The organism is Arthrobacter sp. BE255 (assembly GCF_031457335.1).
Taxonomy (GTDB): Bacteria; Actinomycetota; Actinomycetes; order Actinomycetales; family Micrococcaceae; genus Arthrobacter.
On record NZ_JAVDWK010000001.1, the window covers coordinates 453,400 to 477,701 of the forward strand.

Genomic DNA, 24,302 nt, shown 5'->3' on the forward strand with positions numbered 1-24,302 from the left:
CCCGCCAGATAGGATGAATGACGTTGTCGTGTGCTTATGAGGAAGGACGTCCACGGGTGGTAGAGATTGCGGATAACGCAGATGTGTCAGCTGATGCGGTGGTTGGGGAGGGTTCCAAAATTTGGCATCTGGCCCAAGTACGCGAGAAGGCCCTGCTAGGCGCAAACTGCATTATTGGCCGTGGCGCCTACATCGGGACAGGAGTCACGATGGGCGACAACTGCAAAATTCAAAATTATGCGCTGGTGTACGAACCAGCCCAATTGGGCGACGGGGTCTTCATTGGACCTGCGGTCGTGCTGACTAACGACACGTATCCCCGGGCCATCACGCCGGAGGGCGAGTTGAAGAGCGCACACGACTGGGTACCTGTCGGCGTAACCATCAAGCACGGCGCATCCATCGGAGCCAGAGCAGTCTGTGTGGCACCTCTGACAATCGGCCGCTGGGCAACAATTGCGGCCGGCGCTGTGGTCACCACGGACGTTCCCGACTTTGCACTCATGGTAGGGGTTCCCGCCAAGCGTCGCGGTTGGGTCGGAAAGGCGGGGTTCCCGTTGGAGCGCGTCGGCGAGCACTGGGTCTGCCCTGAGACCGGTGCCATGTATGTCGAACACGACGAAGTTCTTCGAGAGGTTGAAGTATGAGCCAGGAATTCATCCCCCCCGCCAAGCCCATCATTGGCGAGGACGAGCGCAGGGCCGTTGATGCCGTCCTGGCTACGGGCCAACTGGCCCAGGGAACGGAGGTGGCCCTTTTCGAACAGGAGTTCTCCGAGGTCCTGCTCGACGGGCGCGCTGCCGTGGCCGTCAACTCCGGAACGTCCGGGCTTCACCTCGGACTTCTCGCGGCCGGGATCGGGCCGGGGGATGAAGTCATTGTCCCCTCGTTCACGTTCGCCGCGACAGCCAACTCTGTCGCACTGACAGGTGCAACTCCGGTGTTCGCGGATATCGAACTGGAACACTTCACCCTGGACCCGGCCTCTATTGAATCAAGGATTACTGATAAGACGGCCGGCATCATGCCGGTGCACCTTTACGGCCACCCATTTGACGTCCACGCCATCGGCGCCCTTGCGTCGAAGCACGGCATCAAGGTTTTTGAAGATGCAGCGCAAGCACATGGAGCTGCGGTGAACGGACAGAGGGTGGGAACTTTCGGTGACTTTGCCATGTTCAGCCTCTATCCGACGAAGAACATGACCTCTGGGGAGGGAGGGATGGTCAGCACCGGTCTTCCGGGTGTCGAGCGTCGGCTGCGTCTGCTGCGCAACCAGGGCATGGAGCGCCAGTACGAAAATGAACTCGTTGGCTTCAACGCTCGAATGACCAACATTCACGCCGCCATCGGTCGCGTTCAACTGACAAAGGTGTTGGATTGGACAAGGATCCGCCAGGAAAACGCGGCATTCCTGGACGCCCATCTTGAGGGTGTCATCACTCCGACCGTGGCCAAGGGCTGCCAGCACGTCTATCACCAGTACACCATTCGGGTCAGCGAGGACAGGGACGGCTTCGCCAAAGCCCTGCGGGAGGAGTACAACGTTGGCTGTGGCGTCTACTACCCGATTCCGAATAACCGGCTGGCCCCATTCCAGACGGACGACGAATTGCCGGCCACCGATGAGGCGGCCAGGACGGTTCTTTCCCTTCCTGTCCACCCTTCTTTGAGCCAGAACGATCTCGAGCGGATCGTTGCTGCCGTGAACGCACTCGCGAAGGCAGGAAGCTGATGCCAAACTTGCGTGCAGGACTCATTGGACTCGGGATGATGGGCAGGCATCATGCCCGGGTGATCCGGGAGTTGGACGGCGTGGACCTTGTCGCAGTGGCAGACTCCTTCGGCGACCCGCACGGCGTGGCGGACGGCCTCACCGTCTGCAACGGTGTCGATGACCTGATCGCCCAAGGCATCGACCTGGCGGTCGTGGCAGTTCCGACCAACCTCCATGAGGCCGTGGCGGTGCAGTTGGCAGAAGCCGGCATCCATTGCCTCGTGGAGAAGCCTATTGCCGGTGATTCTGAGGCTGGCCGCCGGATTGCGTCCGCCTTCGAAAGCCGGGGGTTGATTGGTGCCGTGGGACATATTGAACGGTTCAATCCGTCCCTTCAGAGCCTGCGCGCGCGACTCGAAGCCGGGGATCTGGGCGATGTCTACCAGATATCCACGCGAAGGCAGGGCCCGTTCCCGGCGCGGATCGCAGACGTGGGCGTGGTCAAGGACCTCGCGACCCACGACATTGATCTGACCGCCTGGCTTGCCCAGAAGAATTACGTCGACGTCGTTGCCCACACCACGTCCCGGAGCGGGCGTGAGCACGAGGATATGGTGACGGCCATCGGGCACTTGAGCGGCGGCGTCGTCACGAACCACATAGTGAACTGGCTCTCGCCCATGAAGGAGCGCACAGCCATTGTCCTGGGCGAGCGGGGAGCGTTCATCGCAGATACGATCTCGGCCGACCTCACTTTTGTCGAAAACGGAACCTTCCAGACCGAGTGGGAATCCATGGCCGCGTTCCGGGGTGTATCCGAGGGATCCAGTATTCGATTCGCCCTGGCTAAGCGGGAACCATTGAAAATGGAGCATGAAGCGTTCCGGGATGCCGTACTGGGAAAGTCAATGAACATTGTCACAATGGCCGAGGGGCTGGAGACCCTCCGTGTCGCAGAAGCCGTGCTGGAGTCCGCGAGGACGGGCAACGTCGTCAGGCTCTGAGCCCGGCAGAGCGGAACGCCGGCGACTTCGTCGCGGTAACCTTGACCAGTAAACCCGGGCATAGCTGTGCCTGCAATCCACCACACAGGAGAGTCGTGAACGCTGACCTCGTCATTGTAGGGTCGGGCTTTTTTGGCCTGACAATCGCAGAGCAGGCCGCGACTGAGCTCGGCTTGAAGGTGGTGGTCATCGACCGCCGACACCACATCGGTGGGAACGCCTACAGCGAAAAAGAAGAGCAGACGGGCATCGAGGTGCACCGGTACGGTGCGCACCTGTTCCACACGTCCAATGAGCGGGTGTGGGAATACGTCAACCGCTTCACCACCTTCACAAACTACGTCCACAAGGTCTACGGCGTACACAAGGGCGAGGTCTATTCCCTGCCCATCAACCTGGCCACAATTAATCAGTTCTTCCGTGCGAACCTCACGCCGGGCCAGGCCCAGGCCTTGATCCATGAGCAGGCCGGAGAGCTCGCCGGGACTGACCCGCAGAACTTGAACGACAAGGGCATCCAGCTCATCGGCCGGCCGCTTTACGAAGCATTCATCAAGCACTACACCGGCAAGCAGTGGCAGACGGATCCGAAGGACCTGCCCGCCGGCATCATCTCCAGGCTCCCGGTTCGGTACAACTACGACAACCGGTACTTCAATGACACATACGAGGGCCTGCCCACAAACGGTTACACCGCCTGGATTGAAAAGATGGCGGAGCATCCGAACATCGAAGTGCGGCTCAACACCGATTTCTTCGACGAAACGCACGAGTACAGCAAGGGCAAGGTGGTCGGCAGGATTCCGGTGATCTACACGGGGCCGGTAGACCGCTACTTCGACTACGCCGAAGGCGACCTTTCGTGGCGGACTATCGACTTCGAGGAGGAAGTGCTGGAGGTCGGGGACTTCCAGGGTACGTCCGTGATGAACTACAACGACGAAGACGTGGCATTTACTCGGATCATCGAACCTCGCCATTTCCACCCCGAGCGGGACTACCGGACCGACAAAACGGTTGTGATGCGCGAGTTCTCCCGCGCTGCCGAAAAGGGCGATGAGCCGTACTACCCGATCAACACGGCCGCGGACAGGGAGAGGCTGCTCAAATACCGTGATCTCGCCGCCGCTGAACAGAACGTGTTGTTTGGCGGGCGTCTGGGCACCTACAAGTACCTCGACATGCACATGGCCATTGGCTCAGCCCTGACCATGTTCGACAACAAGATCCGGCCGCACTTCGAAAGCGGCGCCAAGCTTGAAAGTGGAGGAGTGGACGCATGAGCGCACACGAAGTAACCACAGACTGGGCGACAATCCAGCGCGTCATCCTGCCATCGCAGGACCAGCCGGACACAGTGTCCCTGTACGTCGATGCGGGAACGGCAAGCGGCATCCGGCTGCGCGAAAATGACGAGCTGGCCCGCACCCCCAAGCTGCCGGAACAAAAACTGCAGATGTTCAGTTCGGGAAGCCGTGAGGCTCATTTCGAAGATCTGCTGACGCGGCATTCAATGCGGGTGCGTTCGGGTGAGCAGATATCCTTTGGCACATACTTCAATGCTTTTCCGGCCAGCTACTGGCGGCGCTGGACTGACGTCCGTGACGTTCGACTGGTGGTCAGCACGAGCGGCACCGGAACTGTCACCGTCTACAAGTCCAACGCACGGGGATCCGTTCAGCGCGTGGATGGCAAACACGTGGACGGCACTGCCACGTCTGTCTTTGACCTCACGTTGCAGCCGTTTGGCGACGGGGGCTGGTACTGGTTCGACCTCGCCGCAAGTACGGGCGAACTTCTCCTGGAGAACGGAGAATGGCAGGCCGGTAGCAGCCGTGTTTCCAAGGGCCAAGTGACACTCCAAATCACCACCATGAATAAACCCGATTTTTGCCTGAACAATGCGCGCATCCTGGCAGAAAATCCCACCGTCCTGGAGAACGTCAAAGAGATCCTGATTGTGGACCAGGGCACACACAAGGTCGAGGCAGAGGACGGTTACGCCGCCGTCAAAGACTCGTTGGGCGGAAAACTCAGGGTCATTAACCAGGCAAACCTGGGCGGGTCGGGTGGCTTCGCCCGCGGGATGTACGAGTCCGTGGAGAACGGCAGTGACTACGTGCTGCTCCTGGACGACGACATTGTGGTCGAGCCCGAAAGCATAGTCCGGTTGCTGACCTTTGCTGACCACTGCAGGAAGCCGACCATCGTCGGCGGCCATATGTTCGACCTGTACAACCGCAGTGTGCTCCACACTTTCGGCGAGGTTGTGGATCCCTTCCGGATCGTCCCGGCGCTGCCGCACGCCGACATGGAAACCAGGCACGACTTCAGCATCGCCAACCTCCGCCAGACGGCATGGCTGCACCGGCGCGTCGACGTGGACTACAACGGGTGGTGGATGTGCCTGATTCCCACCGAAGTCATCCGTGAGATCGGCCTTTCCCTGCCGCTCTTCATCAAGTGGGACGACGCCGAATACGGGCTTCGGGCACGCGAAGCCGGTTTCGCGACGGTGTCCCTCCCCGGTGCTGCGGTGTGGCACGTCTCTTGGATCGACAAGGACGACCTCGTGGGATGGCAGGCGTACTTCCACGAACGCAACCGCCTGATTACCACCTTGATCCACAGCCCGTACCCGAAGGGCGGCCGTGTCCTGCGGGAATCGGTTCAGGCCGACGTGAAGCACCTCGTGTCCATGCAGTACTTCACCGAACATGGCCGGATCGAGGCTTTGAAAGACCTCTTCAAAGGGCCCCAGGAGCTCCATCGGGTGCTCGGCACCAAGCTGCCTGAAATCAACGCTTTGAAGGCCTCCTACCCGGACGCGCAGTTGAAGGATGACGTCAACGACTTTCCCGCACCGAAACTGGGCCGCGGTCCCATGGGGGGAACCGTCGTCGGAATGCCCAGCAAGAAGGAACTCATTCCCTGGGGTATCAAGACAGTTGCGCGGCAGCTGATCAAGGCACCGGGCCCAGAAAGCGCCGAGCGGCCGCAAGGATATCTTGCCCACAGGGACAACCGCTGGTTCCGGGTTGCCCACTACGACAGCGTGGTGGTGTCCAATGCCGAAGGAACTGGAGCTTCGTGGTACCAACGTGACCCGAAGAAGCTGAAATCGATGCTGACGGAGGCAACGCGGCTACATCTGCAGCTCTTCCGTGAGTGGGACAAGCTCGCCCGACAGTACAGGGACGCTGTCGCCGAGATCAGCTCGCTGGAGTCGTGGAAAAAGACTTTCGAAGCGAATTCCGAGGACAAAAGTTAGATGACAGGCCAAATCGACCAGCTGATAAAGCCGGGGAGTGGGCGCGGTCTCCTTGATGTTTACGGGGACCGCTTCCTCCTGAAACTGCTGGTCCGCAAGGAAATCAAAGTTCGCTACCGGGGCTCCGTGCTCGGGCTGATGTGGTCGTACGTCAAACCGCTCGTGCAGTTCCTCATCTACTTTGTGGCACTGGGCATCTTCCTCAACCTCCAGCGCGGAACGCCCAACTATGCGATCTACCTCTTTGCAGGAATCGTTTTGGTTAACTTCTTCACGGAATCGCTGTCCAATGCAACGCGTTCGATCGTGGACAACCGCGATCTCATCCGGAAGATATATCTGCCGCGCGAACTCTTTCCTGTCGCGACCGTATGGGTTTCGGCGGCGCACTTTCTCCCTCAGCTGCTGGTCCTCATCGGGGCCTGTCTTGTGGTTGGTTGGACGCCGTCGATCCTCCAGCTGGCAGCTGTTGTGCTGATATTCCTGATGGTTGCAGTTCTTGCAACGGGGCTGGGTTTGATTTTCGGGGCAATTAACGTCTATTTCCGCGACTCGGAGAACATCGTTGACATGATCGTCATGGTCGTCACCTGGGCCTCTCCGGTCCTCTACGTGTGGTCGATGGTTGAGCGTGTTATGGGCCCCTGGTTCTGGATCTACCAGCTGAACCCCATGACGGTCGCAGTGGAAGTCTTTCATTGGGCATTCTGGGAACCGTCATTGAAGTCCGATCAGCTCGTCGGCGCGACGATGCCGCCGGACCTGCTGACAGTGTGGCTTCCGGTCGCCATATTGACCACGTTGGTTATCCTCTTCGTCGGACAGCTGACGTTCCGTCGTCTCGCCATCCACTTTGCACAGGAGCTCTGACATGACGACGAATGGCCATGTAGCGATCAGCTGCATCGACCTACGAAAGCAGTTCGTCCTTCGCCACACCAGGTCCCTCAAGGAGGCCCTCGTGTGGCTGGTCAAGGGAAGGAAAGGCGACCTCTCCAAGAAGTTCCTGGCTTTGAAAGACGTATCGCTGGAAGTAAAGCAGGGAGAGACTGTCGCACTCCTGGGCCTGAATGGCTCCGGAAAGTCAACACTCCTCAAGCTCATCTCAGGGGTATTGCAGCCCGACGGCGGAACAGTACGCACCCGAGGGCGGGTAGCCGGGCTGATCGAGGTGGGTGCGGGCTTCCACCATGACCTCAGCGGACGCGATAACGTCTACCTCAATGGCGCCATCCTCGGAATGACCGAAAAACAGATTGACGAGATGTTCGACTCGATCGTGGAATTTTCCGAGATCGGGGAGTTCATCGACACGGAAGTCAAGTTCTACTCATCGGGAATGTACCTCCGGCTCGCGTTCTCCATCGCCGTGCACACCGACCCCGAAGTTTTCCTTATCGACGAAATCCTTGCCGTCGGAGACGAACCTTTCCAGCGCAAGTGCATCGCGAAGATCAAGGAACTGTCTGCCAAGGGGAAGACGCTGTTCGTCGTTAGCCATGACCTGGATCTCGTGGCAACGGTCTGCGAACGTGGAATCCTCCTGGAGCACGGCAAAGTTGTGATGGACGGCGAAGTGCATGGCGTGGTCAAAGAGTTGCGGCGGCGCTCGGCCGAGGCCGAAGCCGAAGCCGAAGCCGAGGGCAGTTTGTGAGCCACGTGCCAATGCGCCGCGACCTTGCGTGGATAGCGGCAACTGTAGGCGCCACGTTGATTGGATCATTGGTCCCGCTCGTCACCAACAACAGGTTCTATTACTACGATGACACCCAGGCTGGGGCATTTGGTATCTGGTTTGAGATCGGCACCAAAATCAGCTCAGGAGAGTGGCCCCTGTTTAGCGACAGCGCCTGGGGAGCAGGCAACTATGCGGCTGAGGGGCAATGGGGGATCTGGAATCCGCTCATTCTCCTGATCGGCCTGATAGCGAGCAAATCCGCCAACATCGTCGTTTTTTCCACGATTCTCAAGATTTCATTCCTTTGCGTCATGGCGGCCGGGACGTTCCTGGTGGCCCGCAGCTACAAAGCCAGCCCGGAGTGGGCAGCCATCGCGGGCGTTGCCGTGACCCTGACCGGTTTCACCGTATACATGGACGCCGCCTCGTGGGTCACCGGGCTCATGGTGTTCAGTCTTTTACCGCTTGCGTGGTTTGGTCTGCATCGGATGGCCTTCGCTAGAGCCAACCCCATCCTTGCGCTAGCGACCTCTTACGTGCTGATCACTATCGGCTATGTCCACGGAACGCTCATGCTGGCCATCCTTTTCCTTGGGCTTCTGACGGAAGCCTGGGTCCGCGCCTCACGCCGTGCCGCCCTCCGGCTCCTGCTGACAGGTCTGGTCTGTGGCACTGTGGCGCTGGCGGTCTATCTGCCCGGTGTCCTGACGGCCCCGGTAACTGCGCGGACCGGCGGCATCGTCAACAGCGGGTTCCTGACCCCCGACCTGACTGGGCTTGCCACAGCGTGGGTGCCGGGGAGCCTGCCACAGGTCACAGGCTGGTGGGGCGGTTTTGCCCCAGTGCCCCTCCTCTATGTGGCCTGGTTCCTGCCCGCACTTGTCCTCGTTGATTACGGGCGGGCCAGGGGTGGCATCAAGGACTTCGCTGCAATCGGTGTTTTCGGGCTGCTGTCGCTGGGGCTGACTTTGGCACCCAGTGACCTTGGCCCCCTACGCTTTCCTGTCCGGCTTATGCCATACGTTTCCTTGGCGGTGCTCATCGCTACTGCCGTCCTGGTTTCACGCTACCGGGTCGCAGCGTTGAGCCGGGCGCGATTGGCGATTACTGCGGCTATTGTCGTCTCCGGCCTCTATCTGGCGTGGACCCAGTTTCCATCCTTCCGCTTGGCCGCTTCATTCGGCCTGTTGTCCGTGGCGGGCATCGCTGTGCTGTACTTTTTCCTTTACTCGGGCCGGGTTAGGGGTCGTTTCAGGACGCCGGCACTCACAGCTGCCGTTCCCATTCTCATCAGCCTCGTTATAGCTGGTGGGCAGCATGCGGCGTTTAAAGGCTCACCCCTGCCTGACTACCGGATGCCCGATGCATCGGCCGGATACACCCAACAGCTTCCAGGCGCCAAAGGTGGCACCTTTGTGGTGGGAGATCCCACCATCCTCGGGGCTGGAATCTGGGACGAGACCCTGGCATCCAACGCCTGGTACCTGAATGCGGCGGAGGTTCAAAACCTGTATTCGCCCATCATGTTTGCCGAGTACGCAGAGGACCTCTGCATCTCGAGCCACGGCTGGACCTGCGCGGCCGCTGGAAGAAAGCTGTTCGAAACCGATGAAACCACAGGCGCCGTTCTCGCGGATCTGCTCTCCTTGGATACCGTCCAGATACTCCGGGATCCGCAGCCTCAGGCCAACGACGCCTTTCGGGATACCCCGCCCGCGGGATGGCATGAGACCACCCGGTCAGAAAATTCTGTCGTGTGGGTCCGGAACATGCCACGGCTGAACACAGGCCAGGTTGTCTGGGCTTCGGCTGGCGCGGACCTGAGGGTGGTCTCCGAAAGCAGTCAGGAAGTGGTGATCAGGGTGAACAGACTGGACCACGGCGCAGGAAATGCTGTTCTGAGCCGGCTGGCGTGGCCCGGCTACACTGCGGAAGGTGCGAGCCTGGCAGCGCCGCTACGGGGCTACCTTGTGGGTCTCGACATTCCCGCCGGCTCCGAAGGTAAGGACATCGTCCTCCGCTTCAGTCCACCCGGCTGGCCAGTTGTCATTGGAAGCATTATTTTCGCTGTTGTTGTCACTGTGGCCTGGAGCGTCGCTGAGGCACTGGCGGTTCGACGGCGGCCCCGCAAATGGTCCGGCGCCACGCTGCCCGCAGCAATCTCCCCTTAAAGTGAAGAACGTTCGGAGGGGCCTAACCCCTCCGAACGTTTACACCATTGGTGCCCGGCAGTTCGCCAAGCTCCGCTGTCAGACTGTACTCTCTACGGCGTGTTGGTGCCCCATGCGGTGGGTCAGGCGGACGTAGGCCAGGCGCCGTGCGTAGGACATGGCGATAGCTTTGACATTACCTACCGTCACGTCAAGCCGGCTCAGCAGCGTAGGATCGTCCGCTCGCAGCTGCTGGTGAAAAGCAATCGCCTGGTCTGACTGTTGACGGGCAAGCCGGACGCTCCATTGGCTGGCGCTGATCCTGAACGACGCCAAGGATTCCCGAAGCGCTACGAAGTCACCATGCCGGCAGATCCGCACGAGGGTCGCTTCATCGATGAGGTACGGGTGGGTGTTGTCCCACCAGCCTTCCTGGGCAAGAAGGTCCCGCTTGAACAAGGAGCATGCTGGCTCACCGAAGATATTTGAACCTGCACGCACAGTTGCACGGATGGCTTGGCGGCCGCCGACCAGTCCGTCTACGCCCTGCAGCCCACGTCCCTTCAGGAACAGGCGGCCGTTCGCATCTACCAGATCCCGATGCGAGGAGACCATCACGGCACCCGGATTTGCCTCGAGGGCTGCGACCTGCAGGGTGAGGGCATTGGGCGCAATCAGGTCATCGCCACACACGAGCTTCAGGTATTCGCCGGTTGCAGCCTGGCTGACACGGTTCCAGTTTGCTTGGGCGCCGCCGCCTGTCGGAGTGGGGGACAGCACCCGGACTTTGGGGTGTTCCTTGAATCGGGCGATGACTTCAGCCGTGCCGTCAATGGAGGAGTGGTCTGCGACAACCACTTCGTAGTCTTCGAAGGTCTGGTTCAAGACGGACTGGAGAGTCTCTTCGATGTACTGCACGTTGTTGTAGGCCGGAATGACGATGGAGACTTTGGGACTCATGGTGCACTTTCCTCGGTGGCTTGTGTGGGGGAAGCGGGTTCAGGCCGTCTGCGGAACGAGAAATACTTGTGCCCGAAGTAATTGATGAAAACAGTCACGAACGTGATCGCGATCTGGGCGGGGATCTTCGGATATCCGAGAATTTCGTGGGCTACCAGGAGCAGCGCCATGTTCGTGAAGAACATCGTCAGATTGACCAGGGTGAAACGCCCGAGGTCCAGCCAGAAGTGGCCCTTCACCCGAAAAACGAGCTTCCGATAGACAAAAAAGACTGCGACAAGGGAAACGACAAATGCGATGCTCAGCACGACTGGCGAGGGTAGCGCAGGATAGGCCCAGGCGATCGCCACGAATAATCCGGTACTGAAGGCGGTATTGCTGACTCCAACTAACAGGAAAGCGATCCGCTGATCCTTGATGATTCTCAAGAGGGGGCCGGGGGGACCATCATGGATACCCTTCACAACTTCCACTGGGGAATCGGGTTGCTTCGTGGAAGCCACATAATCTCCGAACTTTAGGGCCGGTAACCGGCAACTTCACACCCTAGACTACCGAAGACGCCAAGGGGCATCACAATCCTTGCGCCCACAGGCCTGGTGTGGGAGCACATCAGAGCTTTCCTGATACCGCCAGCCGCTGGACTTCCTGCACGGTGTAGTTGATTCCAACAGCAAGCGGAGTCACAGGGTGTTCGTCCAGCTCAGGCCAGACCACGGAGCGCAGCCGAAGGTCGTGTGCCTGGGCTTTAGCGAAGGGCGAGGCGCCAAGGATAATCAACGGACGGCGTTTGAAGATAGCGCGGCATGCACCAATGAGGTTGCCGATCGTATCCGCCCTCTGGGAGGCAAGGATCTTCACGACGGTCTCGCCAGGGAGGACGTCCGGCCGGACGAGCCTGCCGATTCCATCGGACACCAACCGGCTGGCGTCGTCAACGAAAAGATAGTCCCTCAGCGTGTCCAACGACACGTAGACCGAAACCGGTGCGCCCGTGAGGTGAGCCTTGGCGAACACTGAGATAAGGCCCTGCGGTTTCCGGAGGTTCTGTCCCGGTCCGTAGAGGTTGCTGACCCTTCCGATGAGAGTCCGGACCGCTGTCCGCTTCGCAAAATCCGTCACCGCCGCCTCTGCCTTCAATTTGGCGAAACCATAAGGCGCCAGTGGCTGCACGGGGCTTTCCTCAGTGAACGGCGGCGTGCTTGAACCGGCATAGACTCCGCCGGCCGAAGAAGCAAGGAACATCGCACCCATGCGCCCGTCACCGTCAGCGCAAAGGGTCTCCTCGAACACGCCCAGGGCACGGGAGAACAACGAAAGTTCCGCGTCCAGGTCGGCCTGTGAGGTCCCGGTCACTCCCGCGCCGGCGCACCATGCGATAGTCCATTGACCCGAAGCAGCTGCGATACGCAGCTTCTCGGCGCCGAGCCGGAATTCGCGGAGTGCTGCCTCCGGGTCAGCCCACGAGATCTTGCTTGTTAAGACCGGTGTTTTGCGTGACTCGAGCTCTCGGACAACGGCTCTTCCGAGGAGGCCGCCGGCACCGATGACCCACGTGGGCCTAGCCTGCATCAGCCACCGGGCCCGAGGGCATCTGGGCGGGTGCTTTGTGGATAGTCTTGCCGAGAGGACCCAGGGCGGGGTCACTCACAATGAGGTACGCCGGTTTGCCCATGGCCATGTTGACGTTGACCCCGACGTATTCTGCGATGACCCCCAGGGCGAAGAGTATTGCGCCGGTACTGACGAGGAGGACCACCATCGTCGACGTCCAGCCCTGTTGGCCTGCGCCATGGCCGGTCAGGTATGCGATGACAAAATAGATGGCCAGTCCGATTCCGGCCAAGGCGAAGATTGCACCTATCAGGCTTACCAATCGAAGCCCACGCGTCCCGCTCGAAATCACCATCCGCCAGAAATGGGAGAGCAGCGACCGCAACCGGTATCCGGAGCGGCGGTCACCCTCTTCCCTCAGCAGGACCGGGCAAGTCGCTGTCTTGTCAGCAATCCAGCCCATTGCGACGTCCAGGTAGACGCCGTGCCCGGCGTAGGCGGCCACGGAGCGGGCAACTTCCCCGGTGACCAGCCTGAAGCTCTGGTAGCTCGTGGCGTCGTCGCTGGACAGCAGGAAGCGGACTGCTTTTTTGGCGCCCTTCGACGCGACGTTCCGCAGGAAGCCATGCGGGGCCGGGTTGCTCGGCATTGCGTAAGTGACAGAGGCGTTGTGCTCCATGGCCGTGTCCAGCAGATCGGCGATTGCTGCGGGGTCGTGCTGTCCGTCCTCGTCCATGGTGACGATCCAGTCGCCACCTGCCGAAGCCATGCCCGCCAACGTAGCCGCATGTTGGCCGAAGTTCCGGCTCAGCCAGACGCCGCGGACGATGTCAATGGACTGGGTCAATGACCGGATCACGGCAGCAGAGTTGTCGGGGCCGTGATCGAAGACCAGCAGGACTTCCGAGATGACGAAATCGTGGCCGCCCTTGCTCGTTGACATTTGCCGATAGGGGAGGAGTTCGTTAACTACACCAACGAGGGTCTTTTCGCCTTGGTAGACGGGTATGACCACAGATATGCGGTGGGGCGTCAAGTTAGTCTCGGGTTGAGCCAGTGTCATGTCAGGAGATTCTACCGGCTCAGCCTGGCTTTGTTGGGCCGAAGCCCGCCTCCCGCGCCCCGGAGCGGCGCGGGAGCCCCTTCCCGAGCGCGGGGAATGGACCCTCAGGTATTATGAACCTGTCCCTCGCGCGCTGTCATGCGGCGGACGCATGCCCAAACTGAACGGAACCAGAATTGCAGCCTTCCCTATCGCCGTCGTCACGCAACAGGAAGTGGCTACTGTCAACCGCCGGATCGGTGTTGGTGCTCAGCCTTATCCCGCTCATCTTCCACGGCCGCTTCTACTTCCAGGATGACACCGAGAACGGTGCATACGGCGTGTGGTATCACCTTGGCGAGAGTCTGTTCCAGGGGAAGGTGCCGGTCCTGAACCCCTCTGTATGGTCGAGTGGAAACTACATCGCGGAGGGGCAGTGGGGCACATGGAACCCACTGGTCATGCTGTTCGGTCTCCTCGCCTACGTCAGCCCGAACGCGGTTGTGCTCACCACCGCTCTGAAGGTGGCCATGCTGGTCCTTGCCGGCGTTGGCACGTTCGTTCTCGCCAGGAGCTACACACTTTCGCCCGAGTGGGCCTTCATTGCAGGCATAGCCGTGCCATTGAACGGATTCACGATGTATTTCGATGCCCCGTCATGGGTAACGGGAGCTCTCGTGTGGGCAATTTTTCCGTTTTTCTGGGCGCAGCTACGCCAGCTGATGCTTGGCAAACGAAATCCGTTCTGGGCGTTCGTCACGGGGTACCTGATAGTCACAGTTGGCTATGTCGCTGGAACTGTCGCTATCGGGTTTATCCTTCTCGCCGTCGGTATTGAAGCGCTGGTCCGCAAGGCATGGTGGCCGGCCGCCAGGATTGCGCTCACCGGCATCTCTATCGGGCTTGTCGCCGTTGTCGTCTTCCTGCCTGGGGTTTTGACAGCTGCCGTCACCACGCGTGGAACAACGGGCATCTGGAACGACGACTACATGAGCATTGACTTCACCAGCCTGTTGCTGGCACCGATCGCCACCGCTTACCCACAGCTCCTTTCATGGTGGTGGTCCGGAACCGCAGCAACAAGCCCGGCCGCCTATATTGCGTGGTTCCTGCCCGCCATTGCGTTCGTGAGCTGGATTAAGTTCAAGAAGCTTTCATCCGATCTGCGGGACCTTTTCTTCTTCCTCGCAGCGTCCGCGGCGTTTGTCCTGCTTCCAACGACGATAGGCCCCCTGCGCTATCCCGCTCGGTTTATGCCTTATGTGGCGTTGGCCGCTGTTCTCCTGGTCGTCGTTGCACTGGCCCGTTCCAGGCAGCCTTCGATCAGTCGAGGGTCGCTTCTCTTTGCGCTCGGCCTTGTGGTGCTTGGTTCCTACCTCGGCTGGTCCCAGGCCCCGTGGCGTTACTTCACTATCGCGTTATGTGCTGCCTTGATCGTCGCGGGCCTGGTGTCTATGCGATGGCTGTTGAATCACCCCGAGGTCGCCAGCCACAAGTGGAATAAGTTTGGGCTTCCCGCAATATCGTTGTTGGCTATCGGTGTATTGCTGGCCACGACAGCGACGACCGTGCTTCAGCACCGCACGACTGCACGCAGCGGCTTGTCGATCGCCAACCAGCCCGAGGACGTGTCCACGTATAAAGGTGTGCTCGAGGGCGTCCAGAATGACGTAATCGTTGTGGGGGATCCGCTGGACTACCCCCAGGACAAAGCGACATGGGAAGAGACGCTCATGGCGAACGCGTGGTACCTCAGCGACGCAAACGTCGTGAACCGCTACCAGTTGGTCGGATTCTCCAAGCTCAATGAGTTGCTCTGCCTGCGTTACCTGGGTGGAACATGCCCTGAACTTGCGGAGAAACTCTTCGATCGCCGGGCAGAGACCGGCCTGCTGCTCGTCGATGAACTTCATATCGACAACGTGCAGATCCTCAAGCGGTCGTTCGACAAACCGCAAGTGGCCATGGCCTCCAACAATTACGTGTCACGGGATGAAGAAGTAGAGATACCTGCTGTTCCCGACGGATGGCATGTCGCAACGGAGACTGACGACACCGTCCTGTGGAGCCGTGACGTGCCCCTGGGCCCGGCCGGAGGCGTAACCTGGACCCGGCCTGGCACCCAGTTGAGTGAGGTCTCGCGGGACGACACCAAAGTCGTGCTCAAGGTCGAGGACGTGCCGGCCGAAGGCGGCCGAGCCGCTTTGAGCCGCCTTCCCTGGCCCGGATACAGTGTGGAAGGCGCCCAATTTACCAATCGCCCCATCGGCGGGTATCTGCTTGGCCTGGCCATTCCCGCTGACGCCAAGGGCAAGCTGATCACCGTAAGCTTCGAACCGCCGGGGTGGCGCATAGGCATCGCGTTGTGGGCCGTCGCAGTTGCGGGGATGCTGCTCTGGAGCCTTTTGACCATCAGGCGAAGGCGGTCGGACGGTCCAATGAAGCCGCAACCAGCAGACGACGGTTCCAAACAACCGGCACCTGCCTATGAGGGAATACGGTAGAGGATGACACGGGCCGGGGAGGGTTATGCCTTCCCCGGCATCCAAGTATTGCCTGTCGCTGAACGTTCCGGTCCATTTCCAGCGAGGCTAGAGCGCTTCGCGTTGGGGTGTTCTGACGTGGGGCGTGGTCACACCATGGTCGCAGTCGCAACACCTTTTGCCCTTTTGGTCGGAAGGCACCCGCCGCCGGCGTCGTCGCGGTCCATCTGGCGGCCGCCAGCCTGCCGGTGGCCCGCCTCCGGGATTTGCGCGTCTGGAGTGGCCGAAAACGTGGCTTGGCTGCAGCAACCGCGAGTCATGGGAAACCCCGGGCGCGGACGCCATCCGAGATCAACGACGTCACTGCCGTCGAGCAGCTTGGCCCCACCCTTTGGCACTATGTTGCTAGGCGGTGCTCCGCAGTAACGCCGCGCCAGACCAGCCACAAAGCGGAAACCAGCACGACAGCGAAGAATGCAAGAGACAGCGAGGTGCCGCCTGGCGGCTGCCAGGACGGATTTGCGAACATATCGGTCCAGCCGCGGTCTGCAGCCCAACCGCTGACGTAGCGCTGCAGGGTCTGCGCAAACGTCCAGAAGTGAAAAAATGCGACCAGCACGGCTGTTCCCTCCAATCCCGCCGCCATTTACCGGGAGAACGGGCTCGGGTCGATGCGGTCGAGTGCCATTCCGGAAGCTATCAGCAGCGGAACGAAAACGGCCAGGATGTAGCGGCCCTGCCAGACAATTCCGATAGTGCCGATGGCTTGTGCCTGGAGGAGCGGCGGGAGCAACAGCAGTGCCGTGACAAGGAAGACTGTAGCGGCGCGCGGACACCGCCCTTGGCGCGCACGATAGCGGACAGGATCAGCGCCGTAGCGAGGCCCAGCCAGAGTACAACCGCCCCCTGGTTTGGTGGTACTTCCAGCCAACCGAACTGGCCGACGTAGGCCGTTGAATATTCAAGGGTGCGACTGAGCACTATCAGGAAACCCGTTACAGGCGACGATCCTGCCGCCTCGAAGGGACTGCTGGCGAGACTGTCATGGGTCAGCAACCATGAGAGGGCCAGGGCACACGACGACACGATTGTGGCGGCTCCTCCGCAGACCCACGGGTTTGCGGCTGAATCTTTCAACTGCGTCCCGCTCCCAAGAATGCAGGCCGCGACCACCACCAAGGCAAGCCACGGCCGCGACAGGCCTTTCGTTTGCCAACAGACATCCAGAGGCAGCGATGATTGGAACAAAACGTGGGCAGTCTGCCGGCTCAAGGGAACGTTCCAGAAGCGACGCGAGGTCTGCCAGCAGAGCCGCCACGGTGGGGTAATCCAGTGAATTTAGATTTACGACGCCGTTGAGGACGAGGACCATAGGGGTAACAGCGACAGCTGTCGCGACCATGGCCCACTTGCGTTGGCGCATTTGTGAGAGTGCGGCAAAGGTGAGGGCCAGGAAAAAACAACTTAGCAGGGAGCTGACCAGCCGCATGGCATAGACAACTCCAGGGTCGCTGCTGAACAGGGAGGGGAGACCTGCCACAGCGTAGTAGACGGGGTTGTAGTTTCCTGCCGAGGTGCGCGTCTCAACCAGTTCATCACGATTCCCCGTGAACGGCTTGACGCAGGCAGGCGTGACATCCGCTTGCCGGGCGAAGCAATCGAAGCTGCCTAAATACGCAATTCTGCGGGGATAGTGACGTACCGGAAGGTGCCGACTCCAGGCTTTTCCAGGCCTGTCATCTCGCCCCGGACAACAGCTGCCGCCTTGATGACGTGGGCAGGCTCATCGGGAGCCCCCATCAGCTGCGTTGCCACAGTCCACGCGGTGGGGAGTCCCATCAGCAGAAGAAGAGCCAGCTAGAACGGTTTCCGTCCGGAATTTTCGCCGCGGCTATGTCCGACTACCATCCGGATCCGATAGAGGGGCGTATCCAGGCTGTGACGGAGCCGCACTGGGATCAGCGGCCGTCTTCCAGGAGTCCCAGCAGGTAAGTTCCGTAGCCGCTCTTGCGCAGGGGCTCGGCCCGCTGCCGAAGGTCGTCATCGCTAAGGAAGCCCAGCCGCCATGCGATCTCTTCCGGCGCCCCGATCTTCAGGCCCTGTCGGTTCTCGGTCGTGCGGACGAAATTGGAAGCATCGTTGAGGTCATTGAACGTACCGGTATCCAGCCAGGCCGTGCCGCGGGGAAGTATTTCAACCTGAAGTTTTCCCTGGTCCAGGTATGTCCGGTTCACGTCTGTGATTTCCAGCTCGCCGCGGGGCGATGGCTTGAGGCTCCGCGCAATTTCAACGACGTCATTGTCATAGAAGTACAGCCCGGGAACGGCATAGTGGCTCTTGGGTTTTTCCGGCTTCTCCTCCAAGGAGATGGCCTTGCCGCTGGCGTCGAATTCCACAACACCGTATGACTTCGGGTCAGCGACCCAATATCCAAAGACTGCACCGCCATCGATGTTCTCAAAACGGCGAAGCTGGGTTCCCATACCCTGGCCGTAAAAGATGTTGTCGCCCAGAACCAGCGCCACTGGTTCGTTGCCAATGTGCTCCGCTCCGAGGATGAACGCTTGAGCCAGGCCGTCGGGAGACGGCTGTTGGAGATAGCTCAGGTTGATACCGAACTGCGATCCATCCCCCAGCAGGCGCTCAAACTGTTCGGCGTCGTGGGGCGTGGTGATTATGAGGATGTCCCGGATTCCGGCCAAAATGAGGGTGGAGAGCGGATAGTAGATCATCGGCTTATCGAAGACAGGCATCAGTTGCTTGCTGACGCCTAGAGTGATCGGATGGAGCCGTGAGCCGGTACCGCCGGCCAGAATGATTCCGCGCATATAGCCTATCTTTCCTGCTGACTCGTGCATCATCCAAATCCGGTAACCTTTGAAACTATGCAGCGACTATTAGTAACCGGCGGCGCCGGCTTCATCGGCTCCAATTTTGTCCACTACGTCATGTCCACAACGGACCACCACGTGACCGTCCTTGACAAGCTGACGTACGCAGGCAACGAGGAGTCGCTGACGCACCTTCCCGCCGAGCGGTTCCAGTTCGTCAAGGGTGACATTTGTGACCAGCCGCTCGTGGACGAGCTGGTCGCAGCACACGACGTTGTTGTTCACTATGCGGCCGAGTCGCATAATGACAATTCGTTGCATGATCCGCGGCCGTTTCTGGATACGAACATCATCGGGACGTACACGCTGATCGAGGCGGCGCGGAAGCATAATAAGCGTTTTCATCACATCTCCACTGATGAGGTGTATGGGGATCTGGAGCTTGATGATCCGGAGCGTTTCACGGAGCAGACCCCGTATAACCCGTCCAGCCCGTACTCGTCCACGAAGGCCGGTTCTGACCTTCTGGTCCGTGCCTGGGTGCGTTCGTTCGGGCTGCAGGCGACCATCAGTAACTGCTCGAACAACTACGGTCCGTACCAGCATGTGGAGAAGTTCATCCCGCGCCAGATCACCAACGTGATCGACGGGATCCGTCCCAAGCTGTATGGCAAGGGTGAGAACGTGCGTGACTGGATCCACGCGAACGATCATTCCTCGGCGGTGCTTGCGATCATCGCCAAGGGCCGGATCGGGGAGACGTACCTGATCGGCGCGGATGGGGAGAAGAACAACAAGGACGTCGTGGAGCTGATCCTCAAGCACATGGGCCAGTCCCCGGACGCGTACGACCATGTTGTTGACCGGCCGGGCCATGACCTGCGGTATGCGATCGACTCCACGAAGCTCCGCGACGAGCTGGGCTGGGAACCGCAGTTTTCGAACTTCGATTCCGGCATTGAGGACACCATCGCCTGGTACCGGGACAATGAGGACTGGTGGCGGCCGCAGAAGGCCGCTACTGAGGCTAAATACAAAGTGCAGGGCCAATAGGCATGGAGTTCCAGAAAAAGCTCGCTGCCACGGAGACGCCCATTCCTGGCATGCTGCTTTTCGACCTCCCGGTGTATGGGGACAACCGTGGCTGGTTCAAGGAAAATTGGCAGCGGGAGAAGATGATGGCGCTGGGGTTGCCTGATTTCAGCCCGGTGCAGAACAACATCTCGTATAACGATAAAGCCGGGACGACCCGGGGGATTCATGCGGAACCTTGGGATAAATTTGTGTCCGTGGCGACCGGCCGCATTTTTGGCGCCTGGGTCGATCTTCGTGAAGGTCCGACTTTCGGCTCGGTGTTTACGGCTGAGCTGGATGCCGGAAAGGCGATCTTCATTCCGCGCGGTGTGGCAAACTCCTACCAGACGCTGGAGGACAACACGTCCTACGTGTATTTGGTGAATGACCATTGGTCCGCCGATGCGGAGTACACGTTCGTGAATCTCGCTGACGAAACGGTGGGCATCTCCTGGCCTATTCCGCTGGAGAAGGCGGAGCTGTCTGAGAAGGACATGGCTCACCCGCGGCTGGCGGAGGTCACTCCGATGGCGGCCAAGAAAACGCTGGTGCTCGGGGCTGACGGGCAGCTTGGGCGGGCGCTGCGGTCCGCGTACGCGGGCGATCCCAGCGTGGAGTTTGCTGACCGGAGCACCTTTGACCTGCTCGATCCTGCTTCGTTTGGCAACCGAAACTGGCGGAAATACTCCACCGTGATCAACGCTGCGGCGTTCACGGCGGTGGATGCTGCTGAAACGGAAGAAGGCCGCCAGGCTGCGTGGGCACTGAATGTCACCGCGGTTGCGGAACTGGCAAGGATCGCCGTTGCCCATGGCCTGGTGATGGTGCAGGTCTCCAGCGACTACGTCTTCGACGGGTCCCGTCCTTCCCATGATGAGACCGAGGGCCCGACCCCGCTGGGCGTCTACGCCCAGACCAAGGCTGCGGGAGACGCCGTCGTCAGTGTGGTGCCACGGCATTACATCATCCGGACCAGCTGGGTCATCGGTGACGGGCCGAACTTTGTCCGGACCATGGCGTCCCTCGCGGAAAAGGGAGTTTCACCCGCCGTTGTCAACGACCAGATTGGCCGTCTGACGTTCTCGGAAGACCTTGCGGCCGGGATCAAGCACCTCCTGGAGGTCGGGGCACCGTTTGGGACGTACAACCTGACGAACGACGGCGAGCCCAGGTCCTGGGCGGACGTTGCGGCTGACGTTTTCGAACTTTGCGGGCGCCCGCGGGGCAGCGTCACCGGCGTCTCCACATCCGAGTACTTCCGCGGAAAGGACGCCGCGCCCCGGCCCTCCAACAGCGTGCTGGACCTGACAAAGATCACCGGCACGGGTTTCCGCCCTGAACTCGCAGAGACCCGCCTCAAGGGCTACCTGCAGAACAGCAAGTAACCAACGGCAAACCGGCAGCATCCCTTCCCTGCACGGCGGGGCCAACACAAAAAGCGAGGCCCGGGCTGAACCAGCCCGGGCCTCGCTTCACTTAACGCTTTGTCCTGCCGTGGTTTCGAATGTGCGGCAGACTGGGTGCCGAGGGACTGGCCTGTATGTCGAGCTGCAGCGCACTAATCAAGAGTTGGGTTCCCAGCATCAGCGGCAGTGCGGCAAGCATCACGGTGGCCGCGGTTGCCACAGTGCTGGACAGGATCTGGAAGCAAACCCAGATGCTGATGACGGTACCCACCCCAAACAGGGCCATTCCGAGGAAGAGCATGAGCGCAACAGGGGAGAAGGACCACAGTACATAGCGGTACCAAATCCGCTTCCAGAACCCGGTCCCAAGCATATGCAGCAGTTCGGGAACAACCTTGCTGAGCCTGATGCTGGAAACTTCGTCGCCGTACACCGCTGGGATGGGGACGTCTATGGCGGGAACCTGGAGGATATTCAGGTTCAGAAGCATGTCGTTCTCGAAGCTATAACGCTTGGAGATCGTGTCCAGGGGCAGGCGCTGCAAAATCTCAGTCCGGACGGCGGTATAACCGTTCTGAGGATCAAAGAGATGCCAGTAGCCCGACGCAAGTTTGGTCATGAAGGACAAGAGGATGTTGCCAAAAATGCGGTATTTGGGCATCCCCGAGAATGAGCCTGCGGAAAAGAACCGGTTCGCCTTGGCGAATCCGTAGCCGTCGTCCACGACCTTTTCCAAGAGATCGGGAAGATAAGCAGGGTCCATCTGGGCATCGCCGGCCATCACGACATTCACATCGGCGCCGAGCTCCATGGCTTTTCGGTGCCCCGTGATAATGGCACCTCCAACACCCTGGTTGACGTCATGACGAATGAGCTCCACCCTGGAGTCTGACATTGCACGGACTGCGGCAGAAGTGTTGTCCGGGCTGCAGTCGTCAACGATAACAATGTGGTCCACGTAGTCGGGCATGGTTTCAATGACTTGCCCGATCATTCTCTCCTCTTTATAGGCGGGAACGACTGCAGCGATTCGGGCGCCGTTATACATTGTGGATGGGGTCCTTTCGATTTTCTTCCTCGACATGGTCCCGCGTCGGCTGCTTGCCTCCGAATACCCAGTGTTTGTAGAGGAAATAGTTCCATACAGTGGTCGCGGCCGTGGAAACCACTTTTGCTCCGCCATAACCCAGGCCGGTGAGGGATAAAAGCTGCACGATGAAGACGGTTGCTATTGTGTTTGCGCCAACCAGGAGGGTGTATCGGCCGAGACTAACGTGTGTTCTGTGGGCGGATTCGAAGGAAAAGAGCTTCTGGACTGTGTAGCTGAAGGCGAAGCTGAGCAGGAACGCGGTGGCAGTGGCCACAGAGAGGTTCCATTGGAAGACCTCCCGGAATAGAACGAGAAGACCCAGGTCGACTAAGAACGACAGGCCCCCAAAAAACAGGTATCGGATGGCGCTGTGATTTATGGCCCGCCGTAGAGACTGGTTCGGCTTGCGCTCGACGTTCTGATCCCGTTGGTGATTATGCATGATCGGTCGTCCTGTCCGCAGGATGCCCGCAGACGCTTTCTGCTGATACAGGTTCGGTGGTGTTACCGGCAGCGGGCAAACCGTCAGGGCTATTAATATGTCGTTTGAGAAGCACAGCGGCTATTACCGAAGTCGCCGAGAAGATGATTACGACACCAACAATGCCTAGCGGCGGCTGCCATTCTGGGGCCCCAAGCATGTCACCCCACCGAACGTCCAGTGAAAGGCCGGTCGTGTATCGCCGGAGCACCCATACAAAGGTGACGATTTGTGCAACGACCGCGATATTGACAACGGCGCCGAGGGCCCTCCGCCCCTGTGTCGGGATGCGCCCAGTCAGCGACCTGTCAAGGGCGAAGCCGGCCATAAGCATAAACGGAACGAATAGGGCGAGGATGTAGCGCCCCTGCCAGATGATTCCCTGCTCGGAAATGACTTGGGCTTGAAGTGCCATGGGAAGGACGATAAGGCTGACTGCCAAGAGCAGGGCGGCGAGGCGGGATCGTCCCCGGGTAAATAGCAGGACAGAGAAGGTGGCCACGAAAATGATCGCCATCCAAAAGGCGAGTACGCCTACAGGGGCATCGAGTTCCAACCAGCCGAATTGACCTATCCACCCGATCATGTGGCTGAATGTTTTATCGAGCATGATTTCCACGCCATCGGCGGGCTCCAGGCCAGCGCCCTCAAATGGTTTGCTGCTCAGGCTGTCGTGCCGGACGATCCACCTGACAGCGAACGCGCACGCAAGAGCAATGACGCCGGCACCAGCGAGGACTGCGGGAGTCTTGGCTAAGCGTTTCAGTTGGACGCCTGTCGCCGTGAGCATGACAGCCAGGACGATTATTAGCAGCCAAAGTAAGGAAAGCGCCTTGGTATTGGCAAGCAGTGCAGCGGCTGCTGTGGTTATTGCTATTGGAAGAATTGGCAGGCGCTCCGATGAGGACTTCTGAAGAAGCAAGAGCAGATTGGCTGATATCGCTGCCGTTGTCGCGTACTCGAGGCTGTTCGGGTTAACTGATCCGTTGAGAAAAAGGATCATTGGCGTAATCGCGCCCGACAGAGTGATGAGTGCCCACTTGTTGCGACGCAACTGGCTTACCGCCCCGAATGCCGCGGCGAGAAAGAAACTGCTCAACAAGGCGCTGACGAAACGCATTACGTACACTGCGGGGAACCCCGATGCGGCAAGCGACGGCCAACCAACGATTGCGTAGTAAACCGGGTTGTAAAGTCCCGCAGTTGTTAGTGCTTTCACCGTATCGTCAGGGTCTCCGTCGAGGTCGGGGGCGCACGTTGGCGTCTTGTCCAAATGCCTCGCGAAACAGGTCATGGCATCCACGTATCGGATATAACGAGGGACATCGACAGCGAGCAGCGGCCCATCGGTACCGACTTGTGTACCACCCAGTTGACCGCGGGCGACGGCGGCGGCTTTTGTGACATGGGCCGGCTCGTCGGGGATAGCAGCAATTGGCGAGGCGAAGGCCCACGACCAGCTCAGGAACAGCAACACCAGGAAAGATGGCAAAAACCAGGATCTGCCTTGGGCCGCACGGAAACCGGTTATCCGGGCAGAGATCACTGAAGAAGCCTCCTG

Annotated in this window: 23 protein-coding genes; 11 read left to right on the forward strand and 12 right to left on the reverse strand. The window is 59.9% G+C overall.

Annotation, left to right across the window (positions count from 1 at the left end; genetic code table 11):
• Positions 1-17: 17 nt before the first annotated feature.
• The 8 genes from J2X42_RS02105 to J2X42_RS02140 all read left to right on the forward strand — a co-directional run bounded on the left by J2X42_RS02105 (position 18) and on the right by J2X42_RS02140 (position 9,841).
• Positions 18-647, forward strand: coding sequence for an acyltransferase (locus J2X42_RS02105; protein ID WP_396134003.1), 630 nt, complete (start codon positions 18-20; stop codon positions 645-647).
• The gene (locus tag J2X42_RS02110) at positions 644-1,735 is read left to right on the forward strand and encodes a DegT/DnrJ/EryC1/StrS family aminotransferase (RefSeq protein WP_310161676.1); all 1,092 of its coding nucleotides are present in this window, start codon (positions 644-646) and stop codon (positions 1,733-1,735) included. The genes J2X42_RS02105 and J2X42_RS02110 overlap by 4 nt, the downstream gene beginning before the upstream one ends.
• Entirely contained in the window at positions 1,735-2,721 is a 987-nt protein-coding gene (locus J2X42_RS02115; protein WP_310161679.1) for a Gfo/Idh/MocA family oxidoreductase, read from the forward strand. Before J2X42_RS02110 ends, J2X42_RS02115 begins: the two co-directional genes overlap by 1 nt.
• A gap of 95 nt (positions 2,722-2,816) precedes the next feature.
• Positions 2,817-4,004, forward strand: coding sequence for a UDP-galactopyranose mutase (gene glf / locus J2X42_RS02120; RefSeq protein WP_310161681.1), 1,188 nt, complete (start codon positions 2,817-2,819; stop codon positions 4,002-4,004).
• Positions 4,001-5,992: a glycosyltransferase gene (locus J2X42_RS02125; RefSeq protein ID WP_310161683.1), complete on the forward strand. Its 1,992-nt coding sequence runs from the start codon at positions 4,001-4,003 to the stop codon at positions 5,990-5,992. Before glf ends, J2X42_RS02125 begins: the two co-directional genes overlap by 4 nt.
• Entirely contained in the window at positions 5,993-6,862 is an 870-nt protein-coding gene (locus tag J2X42_RS02130) for an ABC transporter permease (RefSeq protein ID WP_310161685.1), read from the forward strand.
• A 1-nt stretch (position 6,863) separates the two neighbouring features.
• Positions 6,864-7,646, forward strand: a complete 783-nt coding sequence (locus J2X42_RS02135) for an ABC transporter ATP-binding protein (protein ID WP_310161687.1) — start codon at positions 6,864-6,866, stop codon at positions 7,644-7,646.
• The gene (locus J2X42_RS02140) at positions 7,643-9,841 is read left to right on the forward strand and encodes a hypothetical protein (RefSeq protein ID WP_310161688.1); all 2,199 of its coding nucleotides are present in this window, start codon (positions 7,643-7,645) and stop codon (positions 9,839-9,841) included. Before J2X42_RS02135 ends, J2X42_RS02140 begins: the two co-directional genes overlap by 4 nt.
• Positions 9,842-9,919: 78 nt before the next feature.
• Here the strand turns inward: J2X42_RS02140 and J2X42_RS02145 are convergent, their stop codons facing one another.
• The 4 genes from J2X42_RS02145 to J2X42_RS02160 form a co-directional block, all read right to left on the reverse strand.
• On the reverse strand, positions 9,920-10,780 hold the full coding sequence (locus J2X42_RS02145; protein ID WP_310161690.1) for a glycosyltransferase family A protein: 861 nt from the start codon (positions 10,778-10,780) through the stop codon (positions 9,920-9,922).
• Positions 10,777-11,283: a GtrA family protein gene (locus J2X42_RS02150; RefSeq protein ID WP_185261011.1), complete on the reverse strand. Its 507-nt coding sequence runs from the start codon at positions 11,281-11,283 to the stop codon at positions 10,777-10,779. Before J2X42_RS02150 ends, J2X42_RS02145 begins: the two co-directional genes overlap by 4 nt.
• Positions 11,284-11,392: 109 nt before the next feature.
• Positions 11,393-12,352 carry an NAD-dependent epimerase/dehydratase family protein gene (locus tag J2X42_RS02155; protein ID WP_310161695.1) on the reverse strand — a complete coding sequence of 320 codons (960 nt, stop codon included), beginning with the start codon at positions 12,350-12,352 and terminating at the stop codon, positions 11,393-11,395.
• Entirely contained in the window at positions 12,342-13,397 is a 1,056-nt protein-coding gene (locus tag J2X42_RS02160; protein WP_310161697.1) for a glycosyltransferase, read from the reverse strand. The genes J2X42_RS02155 and J2X42_RS02160 overlap by 11 nt, the downstream gene beginning before the upstream one ends.
• A 245-nt stretch (positions 13,398-13,642) precedes the next feature.
• On the opposite strand from J2X42_RS02160, the gene J2X42_RS02165 reads away from it, so the two are divergent.
• Positions 13,643-15,880 carry a hypothetical protein gene (locus tag J2X42_RS02165; RefSeq protein WP_310161700.1) on the forward strand — a complete coding sequence of 746 codons (2,238 nt, stop codon included), beginning with the start codon at positions 13,643-13,645 and terminating at the stop codon, positions 15,878-15,880.
• Between the two features lie 376 nt (positions 15,881-16,256).
• Here the strand turns inward: J2X42_RS02165 and J2X42_RS02170 are convergent, their stop codons facing one another.
• The 5 genes from J2X42_RS02170 to rfbA form a co-directional block, all read right to left on the reverse strand.
• Entirely contained in the window at positions 16,257-16,478 is a 222-nt protein-coding gene (locus J2X42_RS02170; RefSeq protein ID WP_310161702.1) for a hypothetical protein, read from the reverse strand.
• A gap of 27 nt (positions 16,479-16,505) precedes the next feature.
• Positions 16,506-16,652, reverse strand: coding sequence for a hypothetical protein (locus J2X42_RS02175; RefSeq protein WP_310161704.1), 147 nt, complete (start codon positions 16,650-16,652; stop codon positions 16,506-16,508).
• Between the two features lie 249 nt (positions 16,653-16,901).
• Positions 16,902-17,540, reverse strand: a complete 639-nt coding sequence (locus tag J2X42_RS23340) for a DUF2142 domain-containing protein (RefSeq protein ID WP_396134010.1) — start codon at positions 17,538-17,540, stop codon at positions 16,902-16,904.
• The gene (locus J2X42_RS02180) at positions 17,528-17,698 is read right to left on the reverse strand and encodes a hypothetical protein (RefSeq protein ID WP_310161706.1); all 171 of its coding nucleotides are present in this window, start codon (positions 17,696-17,698) and stop codon (positions 17,528-17,530) included. Before J2X42_RS02180 ends, J2X42_RS23340 begins: the two co-directional genes overlap by 13 nt.
• Before the next feature lie 119 nt (positions 17,699-17,817).
• On the reverse strand, positions 17,818-18,687 hold the full coding sequence (gene rfbA, locus J2X42_RS02185; protein WP_310162160.1) for a glucose-1-phosphate thymidylyltransferase RfbA: 870 nt from the start codon (positions 18,685-18,687) through the stop codon (positions 17,818-17,820).
• Positions 18,688-18,744: 57 nt separating this feature from the next.
• Between rfbA and rfbB the strand changes: the two genes are divergently transcribed.
• Both rfbB and J2X42_RS02195 read left to right on the forward strand, forming a co-directional pair.
• Positions 18,745-19,743 carry a dTDP-glucose 4,6-dehydratase gene (rfbB, locus tag J2X42_RS02190; RefSeq protein ID WP_310161708.1) on the forward strand — a complete coding sequence of 333 codons (999 nt, stop codon included), beginning with the start codon at positions 18,745-18,747 and terminating at the stop codon, positions 19,741-19,743.
• Positions 19,740-21,149 (forward strand): bifunctional dTDP-4-dehydrorhamnose 3,5-epimerase family protein/NAD(P)-dependent oxidoreductase, encoded by a 1,410-nt coding sequence (locus tag J2X42_RS02195; protein WP_310162162.1) that lies wholly within the window; start codon positions 19,740-19,742, stop codon positions 21,147-21,149. The genes rfbB and J2X42_RS02195 overlap by 4 nt, the downstream gene beginning before the upstream one ends.
• A gap of 91 nt (positions 21,150-21,240) precedes the next feature.
• Here J2X42_RS02195 and J2X42_RS02200 read toward each other — a convergent pair whose 3' ends face one another.
• Genes J2X42_RS02200 through J2X42_RS02210 form a run of 3 tightly spaced genes read right to left on the reverse strand, consistent with a single transcriptional unit; the run spans position 21,241 to position 24,287 of the window.
• On the reverse strand, positions 21,241-22,218 hold the full coding sequence (locus J2X42_RS02200; protein WP_310161710.1) for a glycosyltransferase family 2 protein: 978 nt from the start codon (positions 22,216-22,218) through the stop codon (positions 21,241-21,243).
• Entirely contained in the window at positions 22,211-22,702 is a 492-nt protein-coding gene (locus J2X42_RS02205; RefSeq protein ID WP_310161711.1) for a GtrA family protein, read from the reverse strand. The genes J2X42_RS02200 and J2X42_RS02205 overlap by 8 nt, the downstream gene beginning before the upstream one ends.
• Positions 22,695-24,287 (reverse strand): DUF2142 domain-containing protein, encoded by a 1,593-nt coding sequence (locus J2X42_RS02210; RefSeq protein WP_310161714.1) that lies wholly within the window; start codon positions 24,285-24,287, stop codon positions 22,695-22,697. Before J2X42_RS02210 ends, J2X42_RS02205 begins: the two co-directional genes overlap by 8 nt.
• Positions 24,288-24,302 lie beyond the last annotated feature (15 nt).